The organism is Pseudomonas floridensis (assembly GCF_002087235.1).
In the GTDB taxonomy this organism is placed as follows: Bacteria; Pseudomonadota; Gammaproteobacteria; order Pseudomonadales; family Pseudomonadaceae; genus Aquipseudomonas; species Aquipseudomonas floridensis.
Genome location: NZ_MUIO01000092.1, coordinates 45,849 through 57,104 on the forward strand (window position 1 = coordinate 45,849; position 11,256 = coordinate 57,104).

The 11,256-nt window shown below is 60.3% G+C and carries 10 protein-coding genes; 7 read left to right on the forward strand and 3 right to left on the reverse strand.

Annotated features, from left to right (window positions below; genetic code table 11):
- The first annotated feature begins 85 nt into the window (after positions 1–85).
- The 4 genes from BZK31_RS30655 to BZK31_RS21650 all read left to right on the forward strand — a co-directional run bounded on the left by BZK31_RS30655 (position 86) and on the right by BZK31_RS21650 (position 5,180).
- On the forward strand, positions 86–850 hold the full coding sequence (locus BZK31_RS30655; RefSeq protein WP_425273302.1) for a methyl-accepting chemotaxis protein: 765 nt from the start codon (positions 86–88) through the stop codon (positions 848–850).
- Between the two features lie 169 nt (positions 851–1,019).
- A complete protein-coding gene (locus tag BZK31_RS21640; RefSeq protein ID WP_083185292.1) occupies positions 1,020–2,207 on the forward strand; it encodes an MFS transporter in 1,188 nt (395 codons plus the stop codon).
- 162 nt (positions 2,208–2,369) lie between these two features.
- The gene (locus tag BZK31_RS21645; protein ID WP_244182713.1) at positions 2,370–3,554 is read left to right on the forward strand and encodes a pectate lyase family protein; all 1,185 of its coding nucleotides are present in this window, start codon (positions 2,370–2,372) and stop codon (positions 3,552–3,554) included.
- 24 nt (positions 3,555–3,578) lie between these two features.
- Positions 3,579–5,180, forward strand: coding sequence for a rhamnogalacturonan lyase B N-terminal domain-containing protein (locus tag BZK31_RS21650; protein ID WP_083185296.1), 1,602 nt, complete (start codon positions 3,579–3,581; stop codon positions 5,178–5,180).
- A gap of 31 nt (positions 5,181–5,211) precedes the next feature.
- Here BZK31_RS21650 and BZK31_RS21655 read toward each other — a convergent pair whose 3' ends face one another.
- The 3 genes from BZK31_RS21655 to BZK31_RS21665 are packed head-to-tail and all read right to left on the reverse strand — an operon-like array spanning position 5,212 to position 8,532.
- A complete protein-coding gene (locus tag BZK31_RS21655) occupies positions 5,212–6,687 on the reverse strand; it encodes an FGGY family carbohydrate kinase (protein WP_083185298.1) in 1,476 nt (491 codons plus the stop codon).
- A gap of 59 nt (positions 6,688–6,746) precedes the next feature.
- Positions 6,747–7,703, reverse strand: coding sequence for a transketolase family protein (locus BZK31_RS21660; protein ID WP_083185299.1), 957 nt, complete (start codon positions 7,701–7,703; stop codon positions 6,747–6,749).
- Positions 7,693–8,532 carry a transketolase gene (locus BZK31_RS21665; RefSeq protein WP_083185301.1) on the reverse strand — a complete coding sequence of 280 codons (840 nt, stop codon included), beginning with the start codon at positions 8,530–8,532 and terminating at the stop codon, positions 7,693–7,695. Before BZK31_RS21665 ends, BZK31_RS21660 begins: the two co-directional genes overlap by 11 nt.
- Before the next feature lie 270 nt (positions 8,533–8,802).
- Here BZK31_RS21665 and BZK31_RS21670 point away from each other — a divergent pair, with 270 nt between their 5' ends.
- The 3 genes from BZK31_RS21670 to BZK31_RS21680 form a co-directional block, all read left to right on the forward strand.
- Positions 8,803–9,798 carry an ABC transporter permease gene (locus tag BZK31_RS21670; RefSeq protein WP_083185303.1) on the forward strand — a complete coding sequence of 332 codons (996 nt, stop codon included), beginning with the start codon at positions 8,803–8,805 and terminating at the stop codon, positions 9,796–9,798.
- Between the two features lie 98 nt (positions 9,799–9,896).
- Complete coding sequence (locus tag BZK31_RS21675; RefSeq protein ID WP_083185309.1) at positions 9,897–10,829, forward strand: sugar ABC transporter substrate-binding protein; 933 nt, start codon at positions 9,897–9,899, stop codon at positions 10,827–10,829.
- Between the two features lie 59 nt (positions 10,830–10,888).
- Positions 10,889–11,256: ATP-binding cassette domain-containing protein (locus BZK31_RS21680; protein WP_157900777.1), on the forward strand; the 368-nt coding region annotated here is incomplete at its 3' end.

The following is an 11,256-nucleotide window of genomic DNA, read 5'->3' on the forward strand; positions in this document are numbered from 1 at the left end:
ACATGACTCCATGCGCGAGGTGGCGTCGTCCACCGTCCAGCTCAACGAGGTTGCATTAAGAGTGGTGAGCGCCTCCAACACGTCGATGCTCAACTCGGACCAGCAGGCCAATCGCACCAACAGCGTGGCCGCGGCCATCAATGAACTGGGAGCGGCGGCACAGGAAATCGCCCAGAACGCGGCGCGTGCTTCCGGCCACTCGAGTGACGCTCGCACGCTCGCAGCCGATGGTCAGGACGTGGTCGGCAAGAACATTGCCGCCATGAGTCGTCTTTCGTCGCGTATCAGCGGAGCCAGTGGCGAGATCGAGGCACTCAATACCAAGACTGCCAATATCGGTCAGATCCTGGAAGTGATCACCGGCATCTCGCAGCAGACCAATCTGCTGGCGCTGAACGCCGCCATCGAAGCTGCGCGTGCCGGAGAGGCCGGAAGAGGCTTTGCCGTGGTCGCGGACGAAGTACGCAACCTCGCTCACCGGACTCAGGAATCGGCCAGCCAGGTGCAGGAAATGATCGAGCAACTGCAATCCGGCGCTCGCGAAGCCGTTGCCATCATGAACGAGAGCCAGCGCGAGAGCATCGAAACGGTCGGCATTGCCAATCAGGCCGTTGCCAGCCTCGAAAGCGTCAGCGTGCGCATCGGCGAGATCGACGGCATGAATCAATCGGTGGCCACAGCCACCGAGGAACAGACCGCCGTCGTCGAAGCGATCAACGTCGACATCACCCAGATCAACACACTGAACCAGGAAGGCGTGGAAAACCTCAACGCCACCTTGCGCGCCTGCAGTGATCTGGAGCGCCAGTCAGCCCGACTGACCCAACTGGTCGGCAGCTTCCATATCTAGGATTGCGCCGGGCGTTGTCGGAACGGCTCGCCAGGCCGTTCGAGTTGCGCCACGGGATTTCAATTTTCCGGAACTCTCTCGACAAACACTGTTCTAGACCCCTTCGCCGATGCGCGGTTAGCATCGGCGCTTTTTTTGGTTCGGTATTTCTTTCACAACGGAGCGACGCATGTCGATACAGCAAAAACCCGGGCACGTCCTGCCCGCGCGCGCCGCTGGCAAAATGGAAGCTGCCATGGCCGTTGGCAGCTTCGCTATCGGCACCGGCGAATTCGCCATCATGGGCCTGATGCCTGACATCGCCAACAACCTGCATTTGAGCGAACCTCAAGTGGGCCATGCGATCAGCGCTTACGCGCTGGGCGTGATGGTCGGCGCCCCGCTGCTGACCATCCTCGGCGCCAAGCTGTTGCGCAAGCACATGCTGTTGCTGCTGATGGCGCTGTACGCCTTGGGTAACGTGGCCACTGCCTTTACCCCGACCTTCGGCAGCCTGGTTGCATTTCGATTCATCAGTGGCCTGCCCCACGGTGCCTACTTCGGTATTGCTGCTGTCGTCGCATCGAGCATGGTGCCCGCCAACCAGCGGGCAGGCGCTGTGGCGCGTGTGATGATGGGCCTGACCCTGGCGATGTTGCTGGGCAACCCGATCGCAACCTTCCTCGGCCAATTCTTTGGCTGGCGCTCAGCGTTCGCGCTGGTGGGGCTGATCGCTCTGTGCACCATCGCGCTGGTGTGGCAATTCGTGCCTGATCGCCGCGACGAGCCACGCAGCGATCCGCGCAAGGAGCTGGGTGCCTTCACCAAGCCGCAGGTCTGGATGGCGCTGGCCATTGGCGCAATCGGTTTTGCCGGTATGTTCTGCGTGTTCAGCTACCTGGCGCCGACCATGCTGGAAGTCACCCGCGTCTCCCCACAATGGATCCCCTTCGGGCTGGCTGCATTTGGTGTGGGCGGGATTATCGGCAACGTCGCCGGTGGCAAGCTGTTCGACCGCCTGCAATTCAAGGCCGTTGGCGTGTTGTTGATCTGGTCGATGGCAGTACTGCTGTTCTTCCCTTTCGCGGCGGGTTCGCTGTGGGGAGTGTTGCTGGGCATTGCTCTGGTCGGAACGATGGTCGCGCTGGCTGCGCCGTTGCAGATCCGATTGATGGACATCGCCCATGAAGCGCCGAGTCTTGCGGCGGCCTCCAATCATGCCGCGTTCAACCTGGCCAATGCACTGGGCCCCTGGTTTGGCGGTATAGCGATCACCGCAGGCCTTGGCTGGACCAGCACCGGCTACATCGGCGCGGGGTGTGCGCTGGCGGGGTTGGGTATTTACCTCATGGCGCGCCGTATGAAAGGAGGAAACTGAACGCGGCAACTGAACGGCCGCTTAAAAGGAGCCGATCACTACCCCCGCGAGTCGCTGAATACCGGATGATCGGCCTTTAATAATCGATTCGCTGCTCGCGGGGACACTCTTTTGCGCAGATCGCTGTTTCATGGCCTGGCCTTGTGTTGCGCATTACTCGTTGTGACTCAACGCTCACAAGCCGCCGACTCTCCCGACGGCTTTGCCAAAGACGTCACCGGCGGCGCAGGTGCCGTCGCCGTGCATCCTGCCACGCTTGATGAACTCACCCGGGCGCTCTGCAGTGCCGTCGACGCTCGCGGTAGCTGCAAGGACGATACGCCACGCGTCATCGTACTCGACCATACCTTCGACTTTCGCGCCAGTGTCCTGGTAAACGGCAGCGCCACTACCACTGAGACCGGCTGCATGGTCAAAGCCTGCCCCAATGGAGGCGCGCAGTTGGCTCTCAATGGTGCAAACGGGTTCTGCCAGTCAAGACCGCCGGTTTCGGTCACTTACGATAACGCCGGGTTGAAACGTTTGAAGATCGGCTCGAACAAGACGTTGCAGGGTGCAGGAAATCATGCGGGCATTCAGGGAATGGGGTTGTTCATCGGCGGCGGTGTCCATAACGTCATCGTTCGCAACCTGACCCTGTCCGACATCAATGCGCAAGTGGTGTGGGGTGGCGACGCGCTCACCATTGACGACGCGGACGGCGTCTGGATTCACCACAACACCTTCGCCCGTATCGGCCGACAGATGATCGTGACCGGGTGGGGCGCCGCGTCCCACGTGACGGTCTCAGATAACGAGTTCGACGGCCGCACACCCTGGTCCTCTACCTGCGACGGCCATCATTACTGGGTGTGGCTGTTCCTCGGCGGCCATGACACGTTGACGCTGGCACGCAATTACGTCCACGACACCTCAGGCCGTGCGCCTCATGCAGGCGGGATGCACGATGCGGCGGTCATTGCTCAACTGGTCAATAACGTGTTTGCCCGCCTGACCTACCAGGGTGCAATCATGTCGCGCACGCCCTCCTCGCATTTGTTGGTCGAAGCGAACGGTTTCGAAAACGTCACGCATCCTCTGTTCAACGATGCCCGGCAACCGGGCACAGGGTTCGCCCTGTTCTCCGCGGCTGCGGCCACATCGGTTAGCGATGAATGCCAGCGCACGATTGGCAGGCCCTGCGTGGCCAATCTGCAACAGTCGAGCGGCGACGACTACCGCCCTCAAGACGAGGCGGTGCTCAAAGCATTTGTACCTTACCGCCAGTACCTTGTGACGCCCTTGCCTGCTGATGTGGCGCTGACCCGAATACCGCAGCAAGCCGGCGCGGGCAAAGACCAATACTGATTTCAAATGCGACGGGTACGCCTTATGCAACGTTTGGTCGGGATGCTGTGCTACGTCTGGCTGGGTCTGGTCGGGCTTGCTGAGCCAGCCCACAGTGCCTCTTTCGGGTTCGTTCGAGCGCCACAGCGGGTTGTCGTGGACACCGCAAGCCAGCTGGTTTTCAGCGTAGATACGCGTAATGGCGACCTGGTTTCCATGCGCTACCGAGGTAAGGAATTACAGACCCGCGAGCCGAAAGCCTCGCAAGTTGCATCAGGTCTTGGTGCGGCCCAGGTGGACGTCAAAACCGTAGAGGATGTGATCGTGATCAGCGCCCGATCGGGCGAACTGACGCAGTACTACATGGCAGTGAAAGGCCGCGATGCCATCTATATGGCGACGTATGCGCCGACATTGCTGCCGGTGGGCGAATTGCGATTTGTCGCGCGGCTCGATGTTGGCCAATTGCCAAAAGCTGACCATGGGACCGACTCCAACGTCGGCACGGCGATCGAAGGCAAGGATGTGTTCGTGCTGCCGGATGGACGCACCAGCTCCAAGTTCTATTCGGCGCAACCGATGTTGGATGACACCCTGCACGGTGTGAAAGGACCGGGCCTTGCCGTTTACATGCTCATGGGCAATCGCGAACTCAGTTCGGGAGGTCCGTTTTTCAAGGATATTGCCACGCAGAAAACCCTGAAGACCCACGAGCTGTACAACTACATGTTCTCCAATCATACCCAGACAGAAGCTTATCGAGGTGGGCTGCACGGTATTTACGCGCTGTTGTTCACCCAAGGCGAAGCACCGACCGCTGACCTGACCAATCTGGATTTTGTAAACGACACATTGGGGCTCGAAGGCTATCTGAACGGCGCTGGCCGTGGCGCGTTATCCGGCCATGCTCATGGAGTTGCATCCACAACGCCCGCCGTTGTCGGGCTGAGCAATGATCGAGCAGCGTATTGGGCTCGAGTCTCCACCAATGGTGAGTTTCAGTTGGCCGGTATTCGCCCTGGCCATTATCGACTGACGCTGTACCAGAACGAGCTGGAGGTCGCCCGCGGCACGACGGACATTTTGGCAGGCAGCGTCACGCACGCCGCGCTGCATGCCGAGTGGCCTGCTGGTCGAGTGAAATGGCAGATCGGCCTGCCCGATGGCACCCCACTGGGGTTTCGCAACGCGCAACTGTTGCAATCGGCCCATCCATCCGACTCGCGAATGGCATCCTGGGCCACGGGAATCTACACCGTCGGAACAAGCGCTCCGGACGATTTTCCGGCAGCACAATGGCGTGACATCAACAGCCCCACCCGGATTGACTTCGTGCTGGGCAATAACGAGGTGCGTGACTATCGACTGCGTGTGCTCATCTCCCTGGCCCAGGCTGACGGCCGTCCGCAGTTAAGCGTCAACCACAACTGGTGCGCAGACGTGCCCGCCGCCTCAGACCAGCCCGACAGCCGCGGGATTTCGCGTGGAACCTACCGGGGCAACAATGCCCTGTTCGAATTCAACATTCCCGCGTCTGCGCTGCATGCGGGCACCAACTCACTGGAGATCGACGTTGCTTCCGGCAAATCCGCAAGGGACTTCCTGAGCCCGGGGTTTGTGTACGACAGCGTGCAGTTAATCGAGTAGGCCCGATGCTGGGATATGTGATCAATGAAGCTCACGCCATCACGGTACGCTTCAACGACCGTTTCCACTCCTGATAGAGCGCAGGCACAGCGTTCTGCCTGGGCTCGTAGCGCTGGCGGGGCCGTTCGAGTCCAGCCAGCGCCTGCGCATCCGGCCACCAGGACAGTGCGAAGCCTGCCAGATGAGCCGCACCGATAGCGGACACTTCAGGTGAAAGGCTGCGCACCACCGGTCGTTGCAGCAAGTCGGCTTGAAACTGCATCAGCCATTCATTTCGCGTCGCGCCGCCATCCACCCATAGCTCGTCCAGCGGCGCGGGACTGTCCTGCTCCATGGCCTCGAACACATCGCGAATCTGATAGGCAATGGCTTCCAGCCCGGCGCGCATGATGTGCGCCCGGCTGGAGGCTTCGGTCAGCCCGGTGATCAGACCGCGTGCCTGTGAATTCCAGTGCGGCGCGCCAAGGCCACCCAACGCCGGAACAAAGTACACCCCGCCGTTATCGGGCAAGGCTGCAGCTTCGACTGCCAAAGCGTCGATGTCCTGCGTTGCACCCAGCAGGCGTGCAGCCCAGTTGACTGCGCCGCCGGTATGCACGATGTTGCCTTCCAGCGCATACGTAGGCGCACTGGTTTGCCAGGCCACGGTGGTCGCCAGACCGGCGCTTGAACCCACGAGCCGAGCCATCGGCGTCATGAGCGACGAGCCGGTACCCAGCGTCGCCTTTACGCGTCCAGGCGCGAACCCGCCCTGGCCGAACAACGCGGCGTGAGAGTCGCCTATCATCGACATGATCGGAATGCCGGCGGGCAGCGGTCCAATCGCCAGGGTCTCTGCAAACATCGAAGCGCTCGGGCGGATTTCAGCCAGCGCGGCCAGTGGAATGTCGAACAGATCCGTCAGTGCTGTGCTCCATTGGCAGGTCCTCAGGTCCATCAGTTGCGTGCGCGCCGCGTTCGAGGCATCCGTTGCGAAGACCTGGCCGCCGGTGAGCTGCCACAGCAGCCAACTGTCCACCGTACCAAGACACAGCTCGGTGTTGGCGGCCCTCGCCTGGCCATTCGGCAGATGATCGAGAATCCAGCGCATCTTGCCCGCCGAAAACATCGGATCAAGCGCCAACCCACTGGTTGAACGGATCAAGTCGGCTTGATCCTGCGCGGCCAACTGCTCGCAAAAGTCGCCCGAGCGGCGACATTGCCAACTGATCAAGGGCGAAAGCGGGCGACCCGATCGTCTGTCCCAGGCGAGTACCGACTCGCGCTGATTGCTGATCGCAATCGCAGCAAGCGGTGCACTGGATTGCGTCATGCAGCCATCAATGGCCGCCAGCATGGCCACCCAGATCGCAATCGGGTCTTGTTCGGCATAGCCGGGCTGCGGATGGGAGACGGTGAGCGGCTGTGAAGAACGAGCGACTACCCTGCCGCTGCGGTCGACAAGAACCGCTTTGGCATTGGTGGTGCCTTCATCCAGCGCCAGAATCAAGGGAGCGTGGGACGCCATCGCGTGGATTCCTGTTGTTGTTATTGTCCGGTTTCTTATGAAGCGTCAGCGGGCTCGACTCATTTCACCAGCGAGGTGGCCGCTGCGACAATCCCTGCCGAATCGATCTGGTGCCTGGCCCGGGTCGGCGCACGCCCTCCCGCGGAGGCGTATTCACCGTCCTGGATGCCTAGCCGAACCAGTGTGATCCCCAGCCCCGCCTCTGCCAGCACCTCGGCGACGACACTTCCGACCCCGCCATTGATGTTGTGTTCTTCCACCGACACCACGGCGCGTGTAGCACGCAGTGCATGGATCAGCGACTCACGCTGCAGCGGCCGAATGGAGGACAGATTGATGACCTGCGCGCTGACCCCGAGTTGTTCAAGCTGGCGGGCTGCTTCGACGGCTTCATGCACGACCGAGCCCAATGCGACGATGCTGACGTCGTGCCCTGCTTTCAAGACATCCACCTGACCGGGCACGAACCGATAATCTCCATCATGCAGGGCGGGCAGCGCTTTGCCGTCCAGACGAATGTAAACCGGGCCGTCACAGGCGATGGCATAGTCGACAATCTGGCGGCATTCCTCACCGTCGGCCGGGGCAAAAATCTGCACATTGCCGAAACCGCGCATCACCGAGATGTCGTCGATGCTGTGATGGGTACTTGCTAGCGGACCGTAACTGGTGCCCGCATTGAGGCCGAACATCTTGACGTTCGAGCGGTTGTAGCAGACGTCTACCTTGACCTGCTCGTTGGCTCTCGAGATCAGAAACGGCGCGGCGTTGCAGGTAACTGCAACCTTTCCTGACAAACCAAGGCCCGCCGCCACGCCCACCAGGGTCTGCTCGGCGATGCCGACGTTTACCAGCCGGTCAGGAAAGCGTTTCATGAACGGGCCGATCTTGGCCGTCGATGTCGAGTCACTGACCACCGGGATCAGGTCGACACCGTTATCGACCGCGTTGATGAACGCCTCGACCATGACCGAGGCCAGATGCGCTTCTGGCGCAGCAGTGTGTTCAGTGGACATGCTCTAGCTCCTTCAATGCTGCCTCTATTTCTTCACCTTTCGGCACCCGGTGATGCCACTCCGGCTTGTCTTCGATAAATGACACGCCCTTGCCTTTCACCGTATTGGCAATCAGTACCTTCGGTCCGCCGGATGGCTGCGACAGCATTGCTTCCAGTGTTTCAACCAACTGGTGCACGTCGTTGCCGTCACACTCGCTGACCTGAAAGCCGAACGCTCGCCATTTTTCAGGCAACGGCTCCAGAGGAAGAATTTCCGCCGTTCTGCCCGCGAGCTGGAGCTGATTGTGATCGACGATCACGATCAGGTTATCCAGCTGATACTTGGACGCAGTGAGCGCAGCTTCCCAGTTGGAGCCCTCCCCCAGTTCGCCATCGCCGGTCAGGACGAAGATACGTTTGCTGCTTCCCGACTTCTTCGCCGCAATGGCAATGCCACACGCCACTGGAAGACCGTGGCCGAGTGCCCCGGTGTTGAGCTCGATGCCGGGAGTTTTCTGACGCACCGGGTGGCCTGGCAGATACGAGTCAAAGTGCTGATAGGTATCTAGCCACTCGACGGGAAAGTAGCCGGCTTCGGCCAGACAGCAGTACAGACCGCCGACGCCATGCCCCTTGCTCTGGATATAAATATCGCGATCCGGATCGCCGAGGGTCTGCGGCGATACATTGAGCAGCCGGAAATAAAGCGTGGCCAGAATGTCGGTTTCCGATAGATCGGCGCCCGTATGGCCTCCGGCGGGTGACTCTGCATTGAGCTTGATGATTCTGCGTCGAATTGACTGAGCGGTCGCCCGGATTTGCGGTACGTCATAGCGGAATGGATTCATCTCGATCCCCTGTGTGTGACCTCGACGGCCCCTGAACGCTGGGTCGCGTCGTTCTCGAATAATTATTCATATATGAGAATATATTTGTATTTAGGGCTTAAACCAGGTCCGCGTCAATCCCCTTTGTCGAGCTTTCAGTCGACAGTCCACACATCTTGCTGGTGAAGAAAGCGCTTGACATCCAAGAGCCACGGCGGGAGTCTGATTTAAAAATCACGTACGAATAATTATTCCAACGTGCCAATAACAACAACAATCCAGGAGAAGCCCGTGGACGCAAAAGCCCCGATTGGCTCGATCCCACCCAAGCCCCTCACGCGTCTGGCATTACGTTTGCCCCAGAACATCGGCGGTCCGCTCATCGGTCTTGCGCTGCTGGTTCTGGCGGTTTCGCTCACGTCCGAATACTTCTTTTCAGTGCGCAACGCGCTCAACATCCTGGATCAGGTGACCGTGCTGGGTATCCTTGCCATCGGCATGACCGCAGTCATCGTGATCGGCGGTATCGACCTGTCGGTGGGATCGGTGCTGGCGTTTTCCATGATGCTGCTGGGCTGGCTTTATCAGGACATCGGCATGCCAATGGGCTTTGCCATACCGCTGGCTATTTTGGGCGGGATGCTCTGCGGACTGATCTCCGGAACCCTGATCGCTCGCGCCCGACTGCCCGCCTTCATCGCCACACTGACCATGATGTCGGTCGCTCGCGGACTGGCGAATATCCTCACCGACGGTCGTCAGATCGTCGGCTTTCCCGACTGGTTTACCGCCCTCGCCACCCAGCGCCATTTTGGTTTTCTGTCGGCCACCGTCGCGTTGTTTCTGGTGATGCTGGTGGTGGCCTGGGTCTATCTGCGCTTTAGGGCTGGGGGCCGTAGTCTCTACGCCATTGGCGGCAGCGCAGAGGTTGCCCGGCTGTCCGGTATCAAGGTCAAGAAAATCACCCTGTGGGTCTACGCACTGAGCGGCGCGCTTGCCGGGCTTGCTGCCGTGGCGATGGCGGCCCGGCTGGATTCCTCTCAGCCCAGCGCCGGTCTGACGCTGGAGCTGGATGCCATTGCAGCTGTCGTGATTGGTGGCGCCAGCCTGAGTGGCGGTGTCGGCAGCGTTGGCGGCACGCTTGTGGGGGTATTGATCATTGGCGTTCTGCGCAATGGCCTGAACCTGCTCGGCGTTTCCCCTTTCGTGCAGCAAGTGGTAATCGGCGTGGTCATCGCGCTGGCAGTGACCCTGGACACGCTGCGCAGGAGGTCCGGCCAACTCTGAAGTTGGTTCAAGTCAAACATCGTTCTGTTTTCCGGCTTCTGTTCCCTGAACGCACTACACAACAAAAACAATGGAGAACCGCTATGTTCGCGTCAAAAATGTTCGCGCCAAAGAAAATGTTGCTGGGCAGCCTCTTCGCCGCTGTCGCTATCGCCGGCACTGGTCAGGCCTGGGCTGAAAACATGACTGTCGGGCTGGCCGTTGCCAATCTGCAGGCCGACTTTTTCAACCAGATCAAGCAGTCGGTTGAGGCGGCGGGCAAGGAAAAAGGGATTAGAGTCATCACAGTCGATGCCCAAGGCAACTCAGCCACACAAGTGAGTCAGGTACAGGACCTGATCACCCGTAAGATCGATGCACTCATTTATATTCCGGCCGGCGCAACTGCCGCTGGCGTGCCGGTCAAGGCCGCGAAGGCTGCAGGAATCCCGGTCATCGCGGTGGATCGCAACGCACCCGATGCGCCCGGAGATACCTTCATCGCCAGCGACAGCGTTGCAGCGGCGCGAACACTGGCCGAGTACGTCGGCAAAGAGACAGGCGGCAAGGGGCGCGTGGCGATCCTGCAGGGACAGATCGGCACAACCCCGGAAAACGATCGTGCCAAAGGTTTCGACGAAGGCCTCAAACAGTTTCCCGATCTGAAAGTGGTGGCCAAACAGCCTGCCGACTGGGCACAGGACAAAGGTTTCGCCGTGGCTCAGGACATGCTTCAGCGCGACCCGAATATCACCGTGTTTTTCGGCAGGGCCGATGCGATGGCGCTGGGCGCGGCCCAGGCCGTGAAGGTTGCCAATCTGGAACAACCGGTGACCATCGTCGGCTTCGACGGTGACGTCGCGGGCCTCAAGGCCGTTGCCAACGGCACTCTCTCGGCGACCATGACTCAGCAGGCGCAGAAAATGGGCCGGATTGCGCTGGACTCCGCCATCGCGCTCAAGCAAGGCAAGCCGGTAGCCAAGGAGCAGTTGCAGGAAGCGATCCTGACAACCAAGGAAAATGTTGCGCCGTTTATCGCCAACCATCCTTGATGCGCTTTTGAAGGTGTCTTTCAACGCAGTGATCATTTCAGCACCGCCCGGGAGATTTTATGTCTGCCACCGCAACAGATCGTTCGCAGGCTGAGCCGAGGCTCAGCCTGCGCAACATTGGCAAGAAATACGCGGCCATCGAGGTGCTCGCCAATGTCGACGTCGACATTTATCCAGGCGAAGTACTGGCATTGCTTGGGGAGAACGGCGCGGGCAAATCCACGCTGTCTTCGATCATCGCCGGTCTGGTGCCGCCAGAGTCAGGCGGCACCATGACCTGGCACGGACGGCCCTATGCGCCCGCCTCCCCGGGTGCGGCGCTGGATTCCGGGATCGGCTTGATCCATCAGGAGATCCGTCTGCTACCGGAACTGTCGATCGCCGAGAATATGTTCGTTGGCCGACTGCCGACGCGCCTGGGTCGCGT